The following is a 20,265-nucleotide window of genomic DNA, read 5'->3' on the forward strand; positions in this document are numbered from 1 at the left end:
CCACCTCGGTGTGATCTGCGCCTCACGTTACATCGTTGTAATGGATGCGGACAAGAGGGCGCTGTGACCGGTCCCAATGAATTTTGGGGGAGGGAATCAGGCGCTGGTTGCGCCGGTGCTGGCCCGGTGCCGGATGGAGAACGGAACTGTGACGGTGCGTGGAGGGCGACCGCGGTGCTCGATCTGCTCGAGGAGCAGTTGGACCGCCTTCTCGGCCATTGTGCGGCGGCTGAAGTTCACGCTGGTGAGGGCGGGGACGGCGTAGGGGCTCATGGCGAGGTCGTCGAACCCTGCCACCGAGACATCCCTCGGCACCGAGAGGCCGGCAGAGGCGAGGACCGAGAGTGCGCCGTAGGCGAGGCTGTCTGTAAAGCAGAAGAGCGCGTCGGGCGGATCGTGACGAGCAAGGAAGCCGGAGAGCGCCTCGGCCCCGCCTTCGGAGTGCCAGTCCTCGCAGATGATCTCGAGCTCAGGTTCCCACGGAAGGCCCAGCTCGGCGAGCGCCTCACGGTAGCCCCTCGTGCGCGTCTCTGCGGTCGCGGCCGCTCCCGGCCGCCGCGCGCCCAGGACCGCAATCCGTCGTCGTCCTCCCTCGGCGAACATCCTCGTCACGGCCCGCGCCGCACCCACGCTGTCCACGCCCACGGCATCGACGATGTTCTGCTGTACCTCGCCGAGGATCACCGCCGGGGGCAGGACGATGCCCGGAGCGATGGCGCTCTGGTCGAGGACGAGCGGATTGAGGATCAGGCCGTCGACGAGATTCGCGCGAGCCCGGGTGAGCAATTGCAGCTCCCGCTCCGGATCGTAGCCCGTCTCTTCGAGCTGGACGGCGAGCCGATTCCGGTGGGCGGCCTCGACGACTTCGTGGACGAGTTCGGCGGAATATGGCGTGCTCAGGTCTGGCAGCGCGAGGGCGATCAGGCCGGAGCGTCCGTTCCGCAGGCCGCGCGCGGACAGATTTGGAACGTAGTCGAGGCTTGCCATGGCCGCCTCGACGCGTTCGCGGGTATCCGGGTTTACCGGGACGGTTCCGTTGACGACGTTGGAGACGGTCTTCGGGGACACGCCCGCGAGACGCGCAACGTCCCTGACCGTGGCTCGCATCCGCCGCCTCCTGTGTTGAGCCATGGCAGTCCGCCATGGCTTTCGATTCTCGCATGAGAGAGGAGACCGTGCGGGGGAGGGGAGCGGGGGTGAGGGCCGACGGCGGGTGGGGAGGAAGGAAGCTCCGTCCAGCAGCATTGCCCACCTTGACGGGGCGGTCCTAGCCCGGGACGCAGCGATTGGACGGGTGCGGCTACCGGGGAGTATGCCGCGGAACCTCGGGGAAAAAGCGATTGGGGTTTCCCAATCACCTCGACGGGTGAGGAGGTCTGCTGGGGGAAATCTGAAAGATATGTTGCAGCTCGATAACAACCGCAATCTGAAACGTCGCTTTCGTAGCCAGCGCGCCGTTACTGTGCGTAGGCTGTGTGGCATGTGAGGCGCGCCACGTCCCTGCGTCTGGGGGTAGGGCCCTCCGCCGGATGCGTCCGGCACAGAATTCACCGAACATAGGAGGCGGAATGCGTTTCAGGCGTATTTCGAAGGTGGTTGGGGTTGCAGCTGCGGCTGTCCTAGCACTCAGCGCCTGCGCGACCCAAGGCGGCGGAACGGCGGCATCGTCTTCGTCGAGCAGCGGGGCGGCCAAGACGGGCGGCAGCGCCACGGTTGTCGAGGTGAACGCGTTCAACACGTTCAACGCGAACACAGCCAACGGCAACACGGACATCAACTCGAAGATCAGCTACGCGACCCACATGGGCTTCTACTATGTGGACAACAATCTGAAGGTCGTCCACAACGACAAGTTCGGTTCGTACGAGAAGACCTCGGACAACCCGCTCACGGTCAAGTACACGATCAACGACGGCGTCAAGTGGTCCGACGGGACCCCGGTGACGGCGTACGACGTCGCTCTCAACTGGGCCGCCAACTCGGGTTGGTTCGATGACGCGAACGCGGACGGAACCACGGGTACGAGCTACTTCTCGACGGCGGCGTCGACGCAGGGGCTCAACGGAACGAACTTCCCGGACGTCTCGTCTGACGGCAAGACGTTCACCCTGACCTACACCACGCCGTACTCCGACTGGGAGACCGCGATCGGCGGCAACAACGGCACGATCGACATCCCGGCGCACATTGTCGCCAAGCATGCAGGTCTCTCGGACGCCAAGGCGCTCTACGACCTCATGAAGGGCATGAAGAAGGGCGACCCGGCACATCCGCAGCCGGCCAACGAAACGCTCAAGAAGGCCGCGGACTTCTACAACACGGGCTTCGACACCAAGACCCTCCCGTCGGACACGAGCCTCTTCCTCTCGAACGGCCCGTACATCGTCAAGGACATGGTCTCGGACCAGTCGATGACGCTCGTGCGCAACAAGGACTACAACTGGGGTCCCGCCGCCCACCTCGACCAGATCGTGGTGCGCTACATCGGTTCGTCCCCGGCGCAGATCCAGGCACTCAAGAACGGCGAGGCGGACATCATCGCCCCGCAGGCCTCGTCTGACACGATCCAGCAGCTCAAGGCGCTCCAAGGCGTGACGGTCGATCAGGGCAACCAGCTCTCGTACGATCACATCGACCTGAACTTCAACGGCGTCTTCGCTGACCAGAATGTCCGCACGGCATTCATGCTCACGGTTCCGCGGCAGGACATCGTGAACAAGCTGATCACCCAGATGGATCCGAACGCGAAGCCGCTCGACTCGCAGATCTTCGTGCCGCAGCAGGCGGGCTACGCAGACTCGGTCAAGAACAATGGCTCGTCTGCCTATGACTCGGTCAACATCGACAAGGCGAAGCAGCTCCTCGCGGGCAAGACGCCGACGGTCCGGATCATGTACAACAAGGACAACCCGAACCGTGTTGACGCCTACACCCTGATCGCGGCGAACGCTGCGAAGGCTGGCTTCAAGGTGGTCGACGACGGCCTCGGCAAGTCGGACTGGGGCAAGGCACTCGGCAACGGTACGTATGATGCGTCGATCTTCGGGTGGATCAACCCGGGTGTCGGAGTCTCCGGCGTCCCGCAGATCTTCCAGACCGGCAGCGGCTCGAACTTCAACAAGTTCTCCGATCCGCAGGCGGACGCGCTCATGAAGCAGCTCATCCAGACGACTGACCAGTCCAAGCAGGTCAGCCTCGAGCAGCAGATCGACCAGAGGATCTGGGCTTCGTCCTACGGCCTCCCGCTCTTCCAGGCGGTCGGCGTGGATGCGTACAGCAACCGCGTCACGGGCGTGAAGTACATGCCGAACAGCAGCGGCGTGTGGTGGAACTACTGGGACTGGGCGACCACGTAACCACCTTCAGTTCTGATGCTGTGAGCGCCGGGACCGAGCTCCATGGTCCCGGCGCTTTGCAGCGCCACCCGGCACACCGGCCACCCGCCGTCGGGCCCCCGCCGACCGCGGGGTACAGCCCCCAGGCCCCCAACGAGCTGCCGTCCTACCTATCCGGCAGCCGACTTCCAGAGGTACAACAAACCATGGTGACTTACGTCGTCCGGCGCCTCATCACCGCAGCTCTGATCCTCCTCGGCGCATCGTTTCTGGTCTACAACCTGACTGCGCTCTCCGGAGATCCGCTCGCTGATCTGCGTGCCAGCAATCTCCCCAATGCGGCGCAGCTCATGCAGGCGCGCGCTCAGCTTCTCGATCTGGGCACCCCAGCCCCCATCCGTTATTTCAAGTGGCTCGGAGGAGCCGCCGGCTGCATCGTCGGCAACTGCAATCTGGGCATGAACCTCGTTGGCCAGCCGGTGACTCAGGCACTCGGCCAAGCCCTCGTCCAGACGCTCACCCTCGTCACGGGCGCGATCATCCTCGCGATCCTCATCGGCGTCGCCCTCGGCATCGTCACGGCCCTGCGCCAGTACAGCGCCCTCGACTATGGCGTGACGTTCATGGCCTTCCTCTTCTTCTCCCTCCCGATCTTCTGGGTCGCCGTCCTCCTCAAGGAATTCGGCGCCATCGACTTCAACAACTTCCTCGCTAATCCCACCATCCCGCTGCCCGTCTCGCTTGGCATCGGCATCGTCTTGGGCCTTATCGCCGCCGTGGTCTCCTCTGGTGCCCTACGGCGGCGCGCCATCAACGGCGCCATAGTGTTCGCCTTCGTTGCGCTCGTGTGCATCGTCGCGAGCCTGACCCGTTGGTTTAGCGCCCCCGGACTCGGACTCGGCCTCATCCTGATCCTTGGCGTGGGCCTCGCCTTCGGCGTCACCGTCCTGGCCTCCGGACTTCAGAACCGCCGGGCCCTGTACGCGGGACTGACGGCCGTGCTCGTCGGCGTGATCATCTATTTCCCCATCCAGCCGCTACTGGATGAGGCAACGGGCCTCATGATCTTCATCCTTGCGCTCGTCACCGTTCTCGTCGGCGTGGCAGCTGGCTGGTTCTGGGGCGGCTATGACCGGGGCCAAGGGATGCGTGTCGGTGGGATCACGGCGTTCCTCGTAGGGGCGATGGTGCTTCTCGACCGCTTTATGCAAGCGTGGCCCGAGTACTACAACAACGACAGCATCCGCGGCAGGCCCATCGCCACGATCGGTGGGGCCACGCCGAACCTGGAAGGCGACTTCTGGCAGCACGGCCTCGACAGCTTCACGCACCTTATCCTGCCGACCATCGCCCTCATCCTCATCTCCCTCGCGAGCTACACGCGGTACACCCGCTCGTCGATGCTCGAGGTCATGAACACGGACTACATCCGCACGGCGCGGGCGAAGGGCGCGAGCGAGCGCTCCGTCGTCATGCGCCACGCGTTCCGCAACGCGCTCATCCCGATCTCGACCGTGGTCGCACTCGACATCGGTCAGCTGATCGGCGGGGCCGTCATCACCGAGACCGTCTTCTCGGTGCCCGGCATGGGCTACATGTTCCTGCAGGGGATCTCGCATGTCGATCCGAACCCGGTGATGGGCGTCTTCGCGTGCGTCGCGATCACGGCCTTGGCATTCAACCTCATCGCGGACCTCGTGTACTCCGCGCTCGATCCTCGCGTTAGGGTGAAGTGACATGAGCCAGCAGTCTCAACAGGAAGACCTCACGGCCACCGTCCGCGGCGATGCCGCGACCACCGCTCAGCCCGCCGCCGGCATCGAACCGGTCGTCGAGGCGAAGGGCCTCAGCCTCGGCCAGATCGTCCGGAAGCGCTTCTTCGGCCACACCGGTGCGCTCGCTGGCCTCGTGGTGTTCGCAGCCATCTTCATCCTCGCCTTCTCCGCCGAGGGCTGGGGTCCGTTCCCAGGCTGGTGGAAGTACAAGTTCGATCAGGTCACGCCGCTCGTGAACTTCGGGCAGCCCACGTGGACCTTCGTGCCGTTCAGCTTCGGCGACCACCCGTTCGGCCAGGACCGGATTGGGCGCGATCTCTTCGCGATGACCATGCGCGGCGCCCAGCAGTCGATCACGATCATGATCATCATCGGTCTCGTTGCAGGCATCATCGGCGTGGTCGTCGGTGCCCTCTCCGGCTACTTCCGCGGATGGGTCGAGACGGTCCTCATGCGCATCACGGACGTCATCATCATCATTCCCGTGCTGCTCCTCGCGGCAGTCATGTCGCAGACCGCGGGGCGGCGTGACTCCGGGAGCTGGTTCGCGCAGTTCGCGGCGAGCAACGGCGTCGTCGTGCTCGGCATCTTCCTCGGGTTCGTCGCATGGGTCTCCCTCGCCCGTCTGGTGCGCGGCGAGTTCCTCTCGCTGCGCGAACGCGAGTTCGTCGACGCGGCGCGCATCTCCGGCGCGTCCAACATGCGCATCATCTTCAAGCACATTCTGCCGAACGCCGTCGGCGTCGTGATTGTGAACGGCACCCTGCTCATGTCCTCGGCGATCCTGCTCGAGACCGCGCTGAGCTACCTCGGCGTCGGCGTCAAGGCGCCGGACACCTCCCTCGGCCTGCTCATCTCGCAGAACGAAGAGGCCTTCTCCACCCGTCCGTGGCTGTTCTGGTGGCCGGGCCTCTTCATCGTGCTCATCTGCCTCAGCATCAACTTCATCGGCGACGGCATGCGCGACGCGTTCGATCCCCGGCAGAAGAAGTTCAACCCGAAGAGGGCGAGATCGCGGCAGGTCCAAGGCGCGGCCAAGGGGAGCGTTCCCGCCGCGGCTGGTGTCTCGGTCCCGCTCCCCGAAGTCGAGGGCACACTGAATGCGGAACAGGGAGTCGTCCCCGACGAGGAGACCCACGGAGGGGCGCCCGATGCCACGCGGGACAGGAATCCCTGACGTGCGCGCGAGCGCCGGCGTCCCCTCGCTAGGCGAGGGTTGCGATCGTCGCGGCGGCAAGCAGGACGGCCACCGCGAGGATCCACCACTCTGCGCCGCGGGCCACCGGAGTCTCGTCGACCAGGCCGCCTTCGACCGCACCGCGCTCCACCTGCTCCGCCCAACGGCGGCGCACAAGGAACGCGGCTTGGCCCGAGACCGTGTGCCGGAGGTCGCCGGGGCGCACCGACTGCCCCGGCCCATAGCTGGTCGCGGGGAGGCCGGAGATGCTGTCCGGCTTCGCGTGGCGGGCGCCCAGGACGCCGGGAGCGGGCGCGGCCCACGCGCTGAAGCGCCCCGCGCCCGTTCCGAGCGTCAGGGCATACCTCGTGTCGACGAAGGCGAGCGCCTCCCACGGCACGCCGACGTCGCGGAGCGGGTTGACGAGTTCGACGCCGGCATCGCTCACGACGACGGCGGGTCGCCAGAAGAGGGCCCAGCCAGCGAAGGCCAGGAGCACGAGGGGTGCTACGAACCGGACGCCTCCGAGGCCAGACTGGATGAGCGTCACGACGAGTCCGAACGCGGCGAGCACCCACAGGAGAATCGCGAGCACCTTGTTGCTGCGGGCTTTGAACACGTCGACGGGGCCGGTGTGGTGGAGGGCGCTCATTCCCTCATCATGCAGGATCGGCCCCTTGATTTTCAGAATTCCGACTCGGCGGGCCAAAGGTCCGCAGGGACGGTGCACGGAAGGAAGAGCAGAGGATGACCGAGAACCTCGGCATGGCAGGAAAGCCTGGAAGGCAGCGCCGCTCGGCGAGGGGCGCCGTCGTCGCCCCCGATCTCGTCAAGGGCCAGATGGTCCTCGAGGTCAAGGACCTGAGCGTCGACTTCGGCGTCGAGAAGGAGTGGGTGCCTGCCGCGATCGGCCTCAACTATGAGGTACGCGCGGGCGAGGTCCTGGCGATTGTCGGCGAGTCAGGCTCGGGCAAGTCCGCGAGCTCCATGGCGCTGCTCGACCTTCTCCCCTCGAACAGCCGCGTGCAGGGCAGCGTCAAGCTCACCGGCCAGGAGCTGCTGGGGAAGGACCGCTCAGCAATCCGCCGCGTGCGCGGCAACGACGTGGCGGTCATCTTCCAGGAGCCGATGACGGCCCTCAACCCGGTGTACACGATCGGCGGCCAGATCATCGAGACGATCCGGCTGCACAACCCGATCTCGCCGGATGAGGCGAAGTCGCGTGCCCTCCGCATGCTCGAACTCGTCGAGCTCCCGGATCCGGAGAAGGCCTTCAAGTCGTACCCGCACCAGCTCTCGGGCGGCCAGCGGCAGCGCGCGATGATTGCGCAGTCGCTCTCGTGCGATCCGAAGCTGCTCATCGCCGATGAGCCCACGACAGCACTCGACGTCACGGTGCAGGCCGAGATCCTCGACCTCATGCGCCATTTGAAGGACAAGCTCAACAGCGCCGTGATCCTCATCACCCACGACATGGGTGTGGTCGCAGACCTTGCCGACCGCATCGTCGTCATGCGCCGCGGCCTGATCGTGGAGACCGGCACGGCCGAGCAGATCTTCGGCAACCCGCAGCACGAGTACACCCAGGCGCTTCTTGCCGCGGTGCCACACCTCGGTCAGGGTTCGGAGGCGGAGGCTGAGGTCGACATCACTGCAGCGCTGGCCGCTGCGACTGGCGCTGAGCTCGAGGCGGTCGACGCCGCGGAGCTCGCCCACCGCGAGCAGGAGAACCGTGCCGCCCTCGCCGAGGCGGCCGAGGCGGAGGCGAAACGCCGCGGCGCCCCGGTGCTCGAGCTCAAGGACGTCGCGATCGAGTACCCCAAGCAGGGCCGCGTCCCGGCGTTCCGTGCTGTCGAGGGCGCGAACCTCGTCGTGTACCCGGGGCAGGTCGTGGGCCTCGTGGGGGAGTCGGGTTCCGGCAAGACGACGATCGGCCGTGCCGCCGTCGGCCTTCTCCCCGTCGCGGAAGGTTCGCTCCAGGTCACCGGCCGGGAGATCTCACGCCTCAAGAAGAACTCGAAGGAGCTCCACGAGATCCGCCGCTCGGTCGGCATGGTGTTCCAGGACCCGTCGTCGTCCCTCAATCCCCGTCTTCCGATCGGCGAGTCGATCGGCGAGCCCATGTACCTCGCGGGAGTCGCGAAGGGCGCGGACCTCCAGAAGCGCGTCGAGACGCTGCTCGACCAGGTCGAGCTCCCGAGGTCTTATCGCAACCGCTATCCCCACGAGCTCTCGGGCGGCCAGAAGCAGCGCGTGGGAATCGCTCGCGCCCTCTCGCTCAAGCCGAAGCTCATGGTTGCGGACGAGCCGACCTCGGCCCTCGACGTCTCGGTCCAGGCCAAGGTCCTCGAGCTGTTCCAGGCCCTCCAGAAGGAACTCGGCTTCGCATCCCTCTTCGTGACGCACGACCTCGCGGTCATCGACGTCCTCGCCGACCATATCTGCGTCATGCAGCGCGGACGGATCGTCGAGCAGGGCTCGCGCGATGCGATCCTCCGCAATCCGCAGGAGGCCTACACACAGCGGCTGCTCGCCGCGGTGCCGCTTCCGGATCCGGAGAAGCAGCGCGAGCGCCGCGAGCTGCGGGAGCTCCTGCTCGCGAGCGGCATCGACTGACGCGCTCGCCTGGATCTCGTCTGATGGCCACGTCCCGCGGGTGACAACCTGCGGGACGTGGCCATCAAAAGTACACCGAGGACTCGGCGGCTTGGGGGAGAGCGTAAACTAGATGTGCTGGCCCTTCCGAGGGTCTGTTCCGTTGTGCCGCCAGCGCGTCCTCTCGATGCCCGGCGCCGGACCATCGCGACCCACCGAATCGAGCCCAAAGCGTATGTCTGAAACCGTGTCCACTGTCTTCCGCACCGACCTCCGCAACGTCGCCATTGTCGCTCACGTCGACCACGGCAAGACGACGCTTGTCGACGCCATGCTCAAGCAGACCAACTCGTTCGCCGCCCACGGCGAGATCGAGGACCGGGTGATGGACTCGGGCGATCTCGAGCGCGAGAAGGGCATCACCATCCTCGCCAAGAACACGACGGTGCAGTACGCCGGTCCGGCCGCCGCCGAGGTGGGGGAGCCCGGCGGTATCCTCATCAACGTCATCGACACCCCGGGCCACGCTGATTTCGGCGGCGAGGTCGAGCGCGGCCTGTCGATGGTCGACGGCGTCGTCCTCCTCGTGGACGCCTCGGAGGGCCCCCTCCCGCAGACCCGCTTCGTGCTCCGCAAGGCCCTCGCCTCGCACAAGCCGGTAATCCTCGTCGTCAACAAGACGGACCGGCCGGACGCCCGCATCTCAGAGGTTGTCAGCGAGACGATGGACCTCCTGCTCGGCCTCGCCTCGGATCTCGCCGACGAGGTCCCCGATCTCGACCTCGACAAGGTCCTGGACGTCCCGGTCGTCTACGCGGCCGCCAAGATGGGTGCTGCGTCGCTTGAGCAGCCCGCCGACGGAACCGTTCCGGGCAACGACAACCTCGAACCGCTCTTCGAGACGATCGTCAAGCACATCCCGGCCCCGACCTACGATCCTGAGGGCGTCCTCCAGGCGCACGTCACGAACCTCGACGCCTCGCCGTTCCTGGGCCGCCTCGCGCTCCTGCGTATCTACAACGGCACCCTCCGCAAGGGCCAGCAGGTCGCCTGGGCGCGTCATGATGGCACGATCAAGCCGGTCAAGGTCACCGAACTGCTTGCCACGAAGGCCCTCGAGCGCGTCCCCACCGAGTCCGCAGGTCCCGGCGAGATCGTCGCCGTCGCCGGCATCGAGGACATCACGATCGGTGAGACCCTCACGGACATCGAGAACCCGCAGCCCCTCCCGCTCATCAAGGTCGACGACCCGGCCATCTCCATGACGATCGGCATCAACACGTCGCCGCTCGCCGGCCGAGTCAAGGGCGCGAAGGTGACCGCCCGCCAGGTCAAGGACCGCCTCGACAAGGAGCTCATCGGCAACGTCTCGATCCGCGTCCTCCCGACAGAGCGTCCCGACGCCTGGGAGGTCCAGGGCCGTGGCGAGCTCGCGCTGGCGATCCTCGTCGAGCAGATGCGCCGCGAGGGCTTCGAGCTCACCGTCGGCAAGCCCCAGGTAGTCACCAAGAAGGTCGACGGCCACGTTCTCGAGCCGACCGAGCACATGACCATCGACGTGCCCGAGGAGTACCTCGGCGCCGTCACGCAGCTCCTCGCAGCGCGAAAGGGCCGTATGACGAACATGGCGAACCACGGCACCGGCTGGGTCCGCATGGAGTTCATCGTCCCGTCCCGTGGCCTCATCGGCTTCCGGACGAAGTTCCTCACGGACACGCGCGGTGCCGGCATCGCGTCGTCGATCTCCGAGGGCTACGAGCCGTGGGCCGGCGAGATCGAGTACCGCACGAACGGATCGCTCGTAGCCGACCGTTCCGGCGTCGCGACCCCGTTCGCGATGATCAACCTCCAGGAGCGGGGCACGTTCTTCGTCCAGCCGACGGCCGAGGTGTACGAGGGCATGATCGTGGGCGAGAACTCACGCGCCGACGACATGGACGTCAACATCACCAAGGAGAAGAAGCTCACCAACATGCGCTCCTCCACGGCCGACAACTTCGAGGGCCTCACCCCGCCGCGCACGCTCACGCTCGAGGAGTCCCTCGAGTTCGCGCGCGAGGATGAGTGCGTCGAGATCACGCCCGAGGACATCCGCATCCGCAAGGTCATCCTCGACGCGAACGAGCGCCTCAAGGCGAACCGGGCCCGCGCCCGCGCCTGACCCCTCGCCCCCGAGGGGTTTGGTTCCCAGGGGAGCACAACAGGCCCAAGCGGGGGAGCAACAGGCCCAAGCGGGGGAGCAAAAAGCCCAAGCCAGGGGAGCCACGAGCCCAAGCCAGGGGAGCCACGAGCCCAAGCGGACGACGGCGGGTGCACACCCGGCGTCGTCCGCTTTTCGTTGCCAAGGTCGTCCGGTCGCGCCGTCACCTTTGCGGGGTGTTGTCCCCTTGCGCCGTCACCTTGGCGGGGTGTTGTCCCGTCGCCCCGTCACCTTGTCGGGGTGTTGTCCCGTTGCCCCGTCACCTTTGCGGGGTGTTGTCCCGTCGCGCCGTCACCTTTGCGGGGTGTCGTCCCGTTGCCCCGTCACCTTTGCGGGGTGTTGTCCCGTTGCCCCGTCACCTTTGCGCGGTTCAACCCAGCAGAGGTGACGGCGCGTCAGGCTTGGGGCCGCACCTAGTCGGCCGTGGGGTCCCTGTGGTGCGCGATCATGAGTGAGGTTGCGTGCCCGTCGGGATCGCTCGGGAGCGCGACATACTCGTCGACGACGGCCCGGAGCTTCGCCATGAGCTCCGCCTGGTGCTCCGCGTTGAGCATGAGGCCGAGGCGCCAGACCTCGATGTCCTCGGGATCGAGGGCCGCGGTCTCCTGGACGAACGTCTCGATGAGCACGGGCGCCACGTCGTCCACGCGCTGCCCCCATGAGCGGCGGGTCGCGAGATACGGCACCTCGCGGGCTCCCCGTCGCCCGCGCCGCTCGTCCTGCGGCTCTAGGAATCCCGTCGCGACGAGCGTGCGCACGTGGTGAAGTGTCGAAGCGGGGTTGAGACCGAGGAGGTCCGCGATCTCCTTGTTCGTGCGTGAGTGGTGCAGGCACAGGCGCAGGATGCGCAGGCGCAGCGGTGAACTGAGCGCCCGGCCCTTCGCAACGTCGTCGGACGATGGCATGCCACCACTCTACAGATCCGAATGCGAGTGATTGACACTTCCCAATCAGAAGTGCACACTGGCGGCATGCGCGCCTCATCCGCCGGACCGGCCGTCGTCGTGCCGCTCACGAGGCGCCCGGCGTTCCTCGTCTTCTGGGCGGGGCAAGGGGTCTCCCAGCTTGGCGCGCAGCTCGGCCAGCTCGCTCTCCCGGTCCTCGCGGTGAGCCTTCTCGGTGCCAGCGAAATGGACCTCGGGGTGCTCAACGCCGCGTCGATGGCGGCCTTCCTCGTGGTCGGCCTTCCCGCTGGGGCTTGGGTGGATCGCTGGCTCAAGCGGCGAACCATGATCCGCGCGGACCTCGTCCGCATGACAGCCATGCTCGCCGTCCCGCTCCTGTGGTGGGCCGGCGTCCTGCAGATGTGGCACCTCTTCGCCGTAGCGGCGGTGGTCGGTGTGGCCACCGTGTTCTTCGACGTGTCCTATCAGAGCTACGTACCAGTGCTCGTGGACCGCGAACTCGTCGCCGATGCCAACGGGAAGCTCGAGGCCACGGCCCAGGTTTCGCGGCTCGGCGGCCCGGCGCTCGGCGGTTTCATCCTCACCGTGGTGAGCGCCCCGCTGCTGTTCGCCGGCGAAGCCCTCGGCTATCTCGTCTCGGCGCTGTGCCTACTGCGAGTGAGCGATTCGGAGGTCAAGCCCGAGCGGGTGGAGGGCAGCAGGCTTTCGCGCGAGATCCGCGAGGGGGCCACGTTCGTGGTGGGGCATCCGCTCATCCGCCGCGTCGTCCTCAGCACTGCCATCGGCAACTTGTTCTCGTCGATCACCTACGTTCTCATGCCCCTCGTGATCCTGAGGGAGCTGGGGTTCGGGCCGGCGGGGTTCGGCACCATGCTCTCTATCGGATCGGTCGGCGGCCTGCTCGGGGCACTCGCCGCCCCGCGCCTCGCCTCCCGCCTCGGCGAGGGGCCGCTCCTGCCGCTCGGGCTCACGGTGGGCGGGGCCGCCGTCGTGCTCTTCCCGATCGCGCTCGCGGCAGGGCCGGGCCCGCTCGCGCTCGGCCTCCTCAGCGCGGGCGAGTTCGTCATGAGCTTTGGAATCATCGTCTTCAACGTCATGCAGGTGAGCATGCGGCAGCGCGTCTGCCCGCCCAGGCTCCTTGGGCGCATGAACGCATCGATTCGCTGCCTCGTGTGGGGCGTCATGCCGATTGGAAGCCTCGTTGGCGGCTGGCTCGGGGGACAGCTCGGCATCGCCCCGACCCTGTGGGTCGGGATCGTGGGACAGCTTCTCGCGTGCGTCCCCGTCGCCACCGGGCCGTTCTTCCGGCTCCGGCGGCTCCCCGACGCCCAAGGGGAGTGAGCCTCTTCCCGGCGGCCTAGGCCCGCTCGCGAGGACCGCGCGGGCCGCGGGGAGCCGGGGGAGGCGGGACGGCCTTCGCCGCGACGACGACGGCGAGGGGGACCTTCGTGGCACCCCGCCGGGTCGCGATCACGGCCTCGACGTCGTCCAGCCCTGCGAGGTCGCCCAACGCATCGGTGAAGCCGCCTTCGATCCGATAGCGGACGACGACGCGCGTCCCGAGCGGCAGCGAACGGAGGACGTCGGCGGGGCGCTGGGTCGGAGGCACCGCACCATCGTAGGTCTCGGGGCTGGGCCCATCGCGAAAACGGCGAGGCCACATGCTACTCCGTGTGACGGGATATGACAGGGCTGCCGCCGGGTCGGTCCACGGCAGTGGGACTGGCTGGATTGGCGCGGTTGCGCGGGATGATAATAGGCTCGTTCCGCCGGGGACGCTGGGCGTCCCCCCATCACCGAGTCGTCAGAAGGTGCAGCAGTGACATATGTGATCGCGCAGCCGTGCGTGGATGTGAAGGACAAGGCCTGCGTCGAGGAGTGCCCGGTCGACTGCATCTACGAAGGTGAGCGGTCCCTCTACATCCACCCGGACGAATGCGTCGACTGCGGCGCGTGTGAGCCCGTGTGCCCGGTCGAGGCCATCTACTACGAGGATGACGTCCCGGACGAGTGGGCCGACTACTACAAGGCGAACGTCGAGTTCTTCGACGATCTGGGCTCTCCCGGCGGCGCCGCCAAGCTCGGCAACACCGGCAAGGATCACCCGCTCGTCGCGGCCCTGCCCCCGCAGAACCAAGCCTGAGCGTGCAGCAGGGCAGCGGCGCGGCTGACGCGAGCGGGAGTCGGACTGGCCTCGGGACCGAGCGGGCTTTCGGGCTAGACCTCCCCGATTACCCCTGGGAGGCCATGGCGCCCTATCTCGAGACCGCGCGGTCCCATGAGGGCGGCGTCGTCAACCTTTCCATCGGCACCCCCGTCGACCCGACGCCGGAGCTCGTCCAGAACGCGCTCCGGGCCGCTGCGAACGCGCCCGGATACCCGACTGTCCACGGCACCCAGGCGGTGCGCGAGGCGGTCGTCGAATGGTTCGGCCGCCGCCGGGGAGTCGCGGGCCTCGACGAACAGGCGGTCATGCCGACCGTCGGTTCGAAAGAGCTCGTTGCCTGGCTCCCGTTCCTGCTCGGCCTCGGTGCGGGCGACGTCGTTGTACGTCCCCGCGTCGCCTACCCGACATACGACATCGGCGCTCGCCTCGCCGGGGCAATCGCTGTCGCTGCCGACAGCCTCGACGAACTCGATTCCGCGACCCGCTCCCGCGTGCGGCTCGTCTGGGTCAACTCGCCCGGCAATCCGACAGGTGCCGTGCGTGGGGTCGACGAGCTGCGCGCCGTCGTCGACGACGCCCGCGGCCTCGGCGCCGTCGTCGCCTCGGACGAGTGCTACGCCGAGCTGGGCTGGGGACAGTGGGACGTCCAGCGCGGCGGTGCGGCTGTGCCCTCGGTGCTCGATCCGCGTGTCAGCGGCGGCGACTTCAGCCGTCTGCTGAGCGTCTACTCGCTCAGCAAGCAGTCGAACCTGGCCGGGTATCGCGCCGCGTTCGTCGCGGGCGCTCCGGAACTCATGCCGAACCTCGTGAACAGCCGCAAGCACGCGGGTATGATCCTGCCCTTCCCGGTGCAGGAGGCGCTTCGCGTGGCGCTCGGGGACGACGCCCATGTGGAGGCCCAGAAGGACCGGTACCGCGCTCGCCGCGAGCGTCTCATCCCGGCGCTCGAAGCGTTCGGACTCAAGATCAGCCATTCGGAAGCCGGCCTCTACCTGTGGTGCAGCGCGGGAGAGGACACCTGGAGTACCGTGGCTCGCCTCGCGGAGCGCGGCATCGTCGTCGGGCCGGGGGTGTTCTACGGGGACGACGGCGCGGGCCGAGTCCGTGTGGCGCTCACCGCGAGCGACGAGCGGATCGACGCCGCCGTCGAGCGGCTCACGCAGTCCTAGTCTCGGGCTGGCGCGCAGCTCCCGTCCCGCGTCGCACCCGGCGCCGATTCGTTCCGTGCGAGCGGTCGGGAGTAGTTTTGGAATGTTGCGAGCTACCCATGTAAGGGGAACCATGACTGAGAAGAACGGTGCCACCCTGCGCCATGAAGGCGGGGAGCTGACCCTGCCCCGCATTGCCGCGGTCGAAGGCAACGACGGCTACGACGTGTCGAAGCTTCTGAAGGAGACAGGTGCTGTCACCTTCGATCCTGGCTTCATGAACACTGCGGCGACCACTTCGTCGATCACTTTCATCGACGGCGACGAGGGCATCCTCCGCTACCGCGGATACCCCATCGAGCAGCTGGCCCAGCACTCGAGCTTCCTGGAGGTCTCCTACCTCCTGATCTACGGAAACCTCCCCACGCCGTCGGAGCTGGAGAGCTTCGACCAGAGGATCCGCCGCCACACGCTCCTGCACGAGGAGCTCAAGAGCTTCTTCGCCGGGTTCCCGCGTGACGCTCACCCGATGCCGGTCCTGTCCTCGGCGGTGTCGGCGCTGTCGACGTTCTACCAGGACTCGCTTGACCCGTTCAACGAGGAGCAGGTCGAGCTCTCGACCATCCGGCTCATGGCGAAGCTCCCCGTCATTGCCGCGTATGCACACAAGAAGTCGATCGGCCAGCCGCTCCTGTACCCGGACAACTCCATGAACCTCGTGGAGAACTTCCTCCGGCTGTGCTTCGGCCTTCCGGCCGAGCCGTACGAGCTCGATCCCCTCGTGGTCAAGGCCCTCGACCTTCTGCTCGTGCTGCACGCAGACCATGAGCAGAACTGCTCGACGTCGACCGTCCGACTCGTCGGCTCGGCGAATGCGAACCTCTTCGCTTCGATCTCCGCAGGCATCAACGCGCTCTTCGGCCCGCTGCACGGCGGTGCGAATGAGGCCGTCCTCAACATGCTCCGGCGCATCCAGTCCGAGGGCATCAAGCCCGAGGACTACATGGAGAAGGTCAAGAACAAGGAAGACGGCGTCCGCCTCATGGGCTTCGGGCACCGGGTCTACAAGAACTACGACCCGCGCGCGAAGATCATCAAGGCGACCGCCCACGAGGTCCTCTCGAAGCTCGGTGGCAACGACGAGCTCCTCGATATCGCCATGCGCCTCGAGGAGAAGGCCCTCGCGGACGACTACTTCATCCAGCGGAAGCTCTACCCGAACGTCGACTTCTACACTGGCCTCATCTACAAGGCGATGGGCTTCCCGGAGAAGATGTTCACGGTGCTCTTCGCGATCGGACGCCTCCCGGGCTGGATCGCCCAGTGGCGGGAGATGATCAAGGATCCCCAGACGAAGATCGGCCGCCCGCGGCAGCTCTACGTCGGGGAGGCACAGAGGGACTACCCGGCCCGCTGACGGACCCCCTCCCCGCCCTCATCCGTTTCGGGTACGGATATCCGCTTCCCTGATCGTTTCGGGTACGGATATCCGCTTCCCTGATCGTTTCGGGTACGGATATCCGCTTCCCTGATCGTTTCGGGTACGGATATCCGCCTCCCTAATCGTTGCGGGTACGACGACGCCGGCCCTCGCCTTTCCATGGAAGGCGAGGGCCGGCGTCGTCTGTTTTTCGGGGTGCGTTCGCGTACCGGAAGGACGAGCGGGGGGATTATCTGTACCCGAGACGTCGTGGCGGGGGACTATCTGTACCCGAGACGGTGGTTAGGGGGCGCGGTAGCCCATCGGATTGTTCTTCTGCCACCGCCAGTGGTCCTCGCACATCTGGGCCACAGTCTTCGTCGTGGACCAGCCGAGGTCGTGCAGGGCGGCGGAGGGATCGGCCCAGAAGGCGGGCAGGTCCCCGGCGCGCCGTGCTGCGATTTCGTATGGGATCGGTGCGCCGACTGCGGCCTCGAAGGCGTGCACCATCTCCAGTACCGAGGTTCCCCTGCCCGAGCCAAGATTCCAGCGGAAGACGCCCGCGTGGCCCTCTAGGTACCGCAGGGCGGCAGCATGGCCTTCGGCGAGGTCGACGACGTGGATGAAGTCGCGCTGGCATGTGCCGTCGGGCGTGTCATAGTCGCCGCCGAACACCATGAGCTTCTCCCGCCGGCCGACAGCGACCTGGGCGATGAACGGGACGAGGTTGTTGGGGATGCCCTGCGGGTCTTCGCCGATCTGCCCCGAAGGGTGCGCACCCACGGGGTTGAAGTAGCGCAACAGTGCTATGTGCCACCGCTCGTCCGAAGCGCCGAGGTCGCTCAGGATGTCCTCGATCTGCTCCTTCGTCCGCCCGTAGGGGTTCATGGCCCCGATTTCCATCTTCTCGATGTAGGGCGTCGGGTTGTGCTCTCCGTAGACGGTGGCTGAGGAGGAAAAGACGATGGTGCGTACGTCGCGGCGCTGCATGGTGCGTAGTAGCGCGATCGTGCCAGCGACGTTGTTGAAGTAGTAGTCCAGCGGAATCGCCACAGACTCGCCCACAGCCTTGAGCCCCGCGAAGTGGATCACGGCCTCCGGGGAGTGCTCGCCGAAGATTGCGTCGAGGGCGGCCTCGTCCGTGATGTCGGCCTTGACAAAGGCCGCGTCGCGGCCAGCCAGCTCGCCGACCCGCCGGAGCGACTCTTCGCTCGAGTTCGAGAGGTTGTCCACCACCACAACGTCATGACCACCCTCCAGGAGTGTCAGAACCGTGTGGGAGCCGATGTAGCCGGTGCCGCCGGTCACAAGGATTCGCATGCGTCTATCCTACGGGCGGCGGAGGTGGCCGCTCGTCGTGGCGGAGGTGGCCGCTCGTGGGATGGGTGCTCGTGGCCGGGCACGGATGGGACGCTCGCGTGTGCTAGACAGGACAGGTGCCCAGATTCGTCGACGCGGCCGCGCGCCGTCGTGAGATTGTCGAGGCCGTCAAGCGGATCGTGGCCGCGGACGGTCTTGCCCGCGTGTCCCTGCGAGAGGTCGCCGCGGAGGCGGGCCTCGTCGTCGGTTCAGTGCGGCACTACTTCGAGACAGCGGAGGATCTCCGCGTCCACGCATTCGGCGCGGTTGCCGACGACGTCGTCCGGCGCGTCGAGGACGCCTACGGCGTCGTAGCCCAGCTGTGCCAACTCCTTCCGCTTGACTTGGACCGCGCCGTCGACCTTTGCGTCTTCAGCGCCTTCCGCTTCGCGGCCCGGACGGACGAGTCCCTGCTCGAGGTGGCAGACTCTGCCCACGCCAGGATCGCGGCCGCCGTCGGCCGTTCGGTCCTGGCCGTGCTCCCGGGGATGGAGCCTCACGAGCTCGTGGCCGAGGCCGAGCGGCTCCTTGCAACGGCGGAAGGCCTCTCGCTCCACGCTTTGGTCCACGGCAGGTGGCTCGATGCGGACCTGTGCATCGCCGTCGTGCAGGCCCAAGCGGATACCCTAGGGCGGCTCCCGATTGCCTGAGGCGGGAATACACTGGAAGGTGCTGATGGGACGCAAGGAGCCGATACCATGCACCAGACAGCGGGGCCTGGGTGGCGTGTCACGATCGACACGTCTGACCCAATGCTGCTCGCCCTCTATCTCAAGGACAATGCGGGGCTGGCGGGGGCAGGTTTTCCTCCGCTCGCCCCGGTCGAACCGCGCATCCGTGAGTGTGACCACCACCAGCTCACGCAGCACGTAGGCGGCGTCGAGGCGCTGCGCCGCGAGTGGGAGGAATGGTGGGCCGGCCTCGTCGGGGATGCGCCGGACGCCGTCCCGGATGTCAGCCCGCCCGACTTCACGGAGTTCAGCACGACGCCCGCGCTCCAACGATCCCTCCAAGCCCATTTCGGGAGCGCCTTCACCTGGGCGCGCGAGAGACGTGCAGAGTATGAGCGGCTCGAGGCGCGGCGGGAGGCCCGGGGAGACCATCGAATCCTGCAGGAGATGGTGGCGGGACGGCAGCTTGAGGTCGGTCCTCTTGCGAAGGACTTCGACCTCAGGATCATCGAGCTTCCCCTCGCCGAGGACAGGGCTTGGCTCGTCACGAGCGACAAGGTGATCATGAGCCAGTCGCTCGTGGACGACGCCGAGACCTTCCGGAGCTTCTTGGAGCCGGTTCTCGAGATCCTCGTCTAGCGAGACGGGCGGTTCTCAGGGCGCGTCGGCGACCGTGATGATCACGACGCCCGGAGGGTTCTGGGCGTCGCTCCACCCTTTGTTGCCGTCGCGGACCCACGCTTGGCCGTCCACTTGGACACGCGTCACGCCCAGCCCCTTTGCATTCGCGACCGCCCACTGGGCAACCGACCACGCGAGGGGCCCCGAGGCTTGGACCGATACGGTCTTGCCGGCGACGACGCCGACAGCCGATTGCCCATAGTCCTCCTCGAGCGCCGACCTGACGGCGGACGGGTCGCCAGCGGCGTCGGGCTTCCGGAGCGTGCAGTTGAGCGAGGCCTCGGAATTGCCGGTGAGCGCGGAAGCGTAGGCCCGGCCGAGGTCCTCGTGTTGTGAGTACGCCTCGGGGTAGGCGGAGCGCTGCACCTTCTGGGCCGCATCAGTGACACTCAGCGACTCGTATCCGGGAACCTTGACGAGCGCGTCGTAGAACGCGTTTGTCGCATAGACCGGGTCCATCAGTTGCTCTTCGCTGCCCCAACCTTGCGAGGGCCGCTGCTGGAACAGTCCGCGCGAGTCGGGGCCGGCCTTGTCCCCGTAATTGATGTTGCGGAGCTTCGCTTCCTGCATCGAAGTTGCGATGGCTATGGTCGCAGCGCGGGCCGGCAGCCCACGTCGCACGGCGATTGCGGTGATGAGCGAGGCGTTGGCGGCCTGATCGGTGGCAAGGCTCTCTTCGTTGCCGTTCAGGAGGGCCGTGCAGCCTTCGACGATCGGCGCCTCACCCCGATTGAGCACAGTCGAGGCGATGTAGATGCCGGTCCCGGCGAGCACGAGGGCGACGACGAGCGTGAGCCAGCGTCGCACGGTGCGGGCCAAGGCCAAGGCGGGG

Annotated in this window: 17 protein-coding genes; 11 read left to right on the forward strand and 6 right to left on the reverse strand. The window is 66.9% G+C overall.

The features are described 5' to 3' along the window. Positions 1 to 96: 96 nt before the first annotated feature. A complete protein-coding gene (locus L0M17_RS05805; RefSeq protein ID WP_241052766.1) occupies positions 97 to 1,107 on the reverse strand; it encodes a LacI family DNA-binding transcriptional regulator in 1,011 nt (336 codons plus the stop codon). A gap of 461 nt (positions 1,108 to 1,568) precedes the next feature. Here L0M17_RS05805 and L0M17_RS05810 point away from each other — a divergent pair, with 461 nt between their 5' ends. The 3 genes from L0M17_RS05810 to L0M17_RS05820 all read left to right on the forward strand — a co-directional run bounded on the left by L0M17_RS05810 (position 1,569) and on the right by L0M17_RS05820 (position 6,287). After that, complete coding sequence (locus L0M17_RS05810; RefSeq protein ID WP_241052769.1) at positions 1,569 to 3,356, forward strand: ABC transporter family substrate-binding protein; 1,788 nt, start codon at positions 1,569 to 1,571, stop codon at positions 3,354 to 3,356. Positions 3,357 to 3,541: 185 nt separating this feature from the next. Beyond that, on the forward strand, positions 3,542 to 5,071 hold the full coding sequence (locus tag L0M17_RS05815) for an ABC transporter permease (protein WP_241052771.1): 1,530 nt from the start codon (positions 3,542 to 3,544) through the stop codon (positions 5,069 to 5,071). 1 nt (position 5,072) lies between these two features. After that, positions 5,073 to 6,287, forward strand: a complete 1,215-nt coding sequence (locus L0M17_RS05820; RefSeq protein WP_241052773.1) for an ABC transporter permease — start codon at positions 5,073 to 5,075, stop codon at positions 6,285 to 6,287. Positions 6,288 to 6,315: 28 nt separating this feature from the next. On the opposite strand, the gene L0M17_RS05825 is transcribed toward L0M17_RS05820, so the two are convergent. After that, complete coding sequence (locus L0M17_RS05825; RefSeq protein ID WP_241052776.1) at positions 6,316 to 6,939, reverse strand: PH domain-containing protein; 624 nt, start codon at positions 6,937 to 6,939, stop codon at positions 6,316 to 6,318. A gap of 188 nt (positions 6,940 to 7,127) precedes the next feature. Between L0M17_RS05825 and L0M17_RS05830 the strand changes: the two genes are divergently transcribed. Together L0M17_RS05830 and typA are read left to right on the forward strand one after the other, a co-directional pair. Beyond that, positions 7,128 to 8,903, forward strand: a complete 1,776-nt coding sequence (locus L0M17_RS05830) for an ABC transporter ATP-binding protein (RefSeq protein ID WP_241056322.1) — start codon at positions 7,128 to 7,130, stop codon at positions 8,901 to 8,903. A 214-nt stretch (positions 8,904 to 9,117) separates the two neighbouring features. Beyond that, positions 9,118 to 11,043 (forward strand): translational GTPase TypA, encoded by a 1,926-nt coding sequence (typA, locus tag L0M17_RS05835; RefSeq protein WP_241052779.1) that lies wholly within the window; start codon positions 9,118 to 9,120, stop codon positions 11,041 to 11,043. 452 nt (positions 11,044 to 11,495) lie between these two features. Here typA and L0M17_RS05840 read toward each other — a convergent pair whose 3' ends face one another. Next, the gene (locus tag L0M17_RS05840; protein ID WP_241052784.1) at positions 11,496 to 11,987 is read right to left on the reverse strand and encodes a helix-turn-helix domain-containing protein; all 492 of its coding nucleotides are present in this window, start codon (positions 11,985 to 11,987) and stop codon (positions 11,496 to 11,498) included. 66 nt (positions 11,988 to 12,053) lie between these two features. Here L0M17_RS05840 and L0M17_RS05845 point away from each other — a divergent pair, with 66 nt between their 5' ends. Further along, positions 12,054 to 13,328: an MFS transporter gene (locus tag L0M17_RS05845; RefSeq protein ID WP_241052788.1), complete on the forward strand. Its 1,275-nt coding sequence runs from the start codon at positions 12,054 to 12,056 to the stop codon at positions 13,326 to 13,328. 16 nt (positions 13,329 to 13,344) lie between these two features. Here the strand turns inward: L0M17_RS05845 and L0M17_RS05850 are convergent, their stop codons facing one another. Further along, the gene (locus L0M17_RS05850; RefSeq protein ID WP_241052791.1) at positions 13,345 to 13,596 is read right to left on the reverse strand and encodes a putative acetyltransferase; all 252 of its coding nucleotides are present in this window, start codon (positions 13,594 to 13,596) and stop codon (positions 13,345 to 13,347) included. Between the two features lie 210 nt (positions 13,597 to 13,806). Between L0M17_RS05850 and fdxA the strand changes: the two genes are divergently transcribed. From fdxA to L0M17_RS05865, 3 genes are all read left to right on the forward strand, one after another. Then, positions 13,807 to 14,130, forward strand: coding sequence for a ferredoxin (fdxA, locus tag L0M17_RS05855; protein WP_043125416.1), 324 nt, complete (start codon positions 13,807 to 13,809; stop codon positions 14,128 to 14,130). A gap of 2 nt (positions 14,131 to 14,132) precedes the next feature. Then, positions 14,133 to 15,323, forward strand: coding sequence for a succinyldiaminopimelate transaminase (gene dapC / locus L0M17_RS05860; protein ID WP_308196817.1), 1,191 nt, complete (start codon positions 14,133 to 14,135; stop codon positions 15,321 to 15,323). A gap of 112 nt (positions 15,324 to 15,435) precedes the next feature. After that, positions 15,436 to 16,719: a citrate synthase gene (locus L0M17_RS05865; RefSeq protein ID WP_241052794.1), complete on the forward strand. Its 1,284-nt coding sequence runs from the start codon at positions 15,436 to 15,438 to the stop codon at positions 16,717 to 16,719. Between the two features lie 306 nt (positions 16,720 to 17,025). On the opposite strand, the gene galE is transcribed toward L0M17_RS05865, so the two are convergent. Then, a complete protein-coding gene (gene galE, locus L0M17_RS05870) occupies positions 17,026 to 18,042 on the reverse strand; it encodes a UDP-glucose 4-epimerase GalE (RefSeq protein ID WP_241052797.1) in 1,017 nt (338 codons plus the stop codon). A 116-nt stretch (positions 18,043 to 18,158) separates the two neighbouring features. On the opposite strand from galE, the gene L0M17_RS05875 reads away from it, so the two are divergent. Both L0M17_RS05875 and L0M17_RS05880 read left to right on the forward strand, forming a co-directional pair. Continuing rightward, positions 18,159 to 18,731, forward strand: a complete 573-nt coding sequence (locus tag L0M17_RS05875; RefSeq protein WP_241052799.1) for a TetR/AcrR family transcriptional regulator — start codon at positions 18,159 to 18,161, stop codon at positions 18,729 to 18,731. A gap of 48 nt (positions 18,732 to 18,779) precedes the next feature. Then, entirely contained in the window at positions 18,780 to 19,391 is a 612-nt protein-coding gene (locus L0M17_RS05880; RefSeq protein WP_241052801.1) for a hypothetical protein, read from the forward strand. A 15-nt stretch (positions 19,392 to 19,406) separates the two neighbouring features. On the opposite strand, the gene L0M17_RS05885 is transcribed toward L0M17_RS05880, so the two are convergent. Then, on the reverse strand, positions 19,407 to 20,258 hold the full coding sequence (locus L0M17_RS05885) for a hypothetical protein (RefSeq protein ID WP_241052803.1): 852 nt from the start codon (positions 20,256 to 20,258) through the stop codon (positions 19,407 to 19,409). Positions 20,259 to 20,265: the final 7 nt, after the last annotated feature.

It is taken from the genome of Sinomonas terrae, assembly GCF_022539255.1.
In the GTDB taxonomy this organism is placed as follows: domain Bacteria; phylum Actinomycetota; class Actinomycetes; order Actinomycetales; family Micrococcaceae; genus Sinomonas; species Sinomonas terrae.

Excerpts from the sequence above, each read along its gene's own strand:
- L0M17_RS05820 (WP_241052773.1), top strand. The coding sequence starts at position 5,073 with ATGAGCCAGCAGTCTCAACAGGAAGACCTCACGGCCACCGTCCGCGGC.
- L0M17_RS05810 (WP_241052769.1), top strand. The coding sequence starts at position 1,569 with ATGCGTTTCAGGCGTATTTCGAAGGTGGTTGGGGTTGCAGCTGCGGCT.
- L0M17_RS05830 (WP_241056322.1), top strand. The coding sequence starts at position 7,128 with ATGGTCCTCGAGGTCAAGGACCTGAGCGTCGACTTCGGCGTCGAGAAG.
- galE (WP_241052797.1), bottom strand. The coding sequence starts at position 18,042 with ATGCGAATCCTTGTGACCGGCGGCACCGGCTACATCGGCTCCCACACG.
- typA (WP_241052779.1), top strand. The coding sequence starts at position 9,118 with ATGTCTGAAACCGTGTCCACTGTCTTCCGCACCGACCTCCGCAACGTC.
- L0M17_RS05845 (WP_241052788.1), top strand. The coding sequence starts at position 12,054 with ATGCGCGCCTCATCCGCCGGACCGGCCGTCGTCGTGCCGCTCACGAGG.
- L0M17_RS05805 (WP_241052766.1), bottom strand. The coding sequence starts at position 1,107 with ATGCGAGCCACGGTCAGGGACGTTGCGCGTCTCGCGGGCGTGTCCCCG.
- L0M17_RS05840 (WP_241052784.1), bottom strand. The coding sequence starts at position 11,987 with ATGCCATCGTCCGACGACGTTGCGAAGGGCCGGGCGCTCAGTTCACCG.
- L0M17_RS05825 (WP_241052776.1), bottom strand. The coding sequence starts at position 6,939 with ATGAGCGCCCTCCACCACACCGGCCCCGTCGACGTGTTCAAAGCCCGC.
- L0M17_RS05880 (WP_241052801.1), top strand. The coding sequence starts at position 18,780 with ATGCACCAGACAGCGGGGCCTGGGTGGCGTGTCACGATCGACACGTCT.
- L0M17_RS05865 (WP_241052794.1), top strand. The coding sequence starts at position 15,436 with ATGACTGAGAAGAACGGTGCCACCCTGCGCCATGAAGGCGGGGAGCTG.
- L0M17_RS05815 (WP_241052771.1), top strand. The coding sequence starts at position 3,542 with ATGGTGACTTACGTCGTCCGGCGCCTCATCACCGCAGCTCTGATCCTC.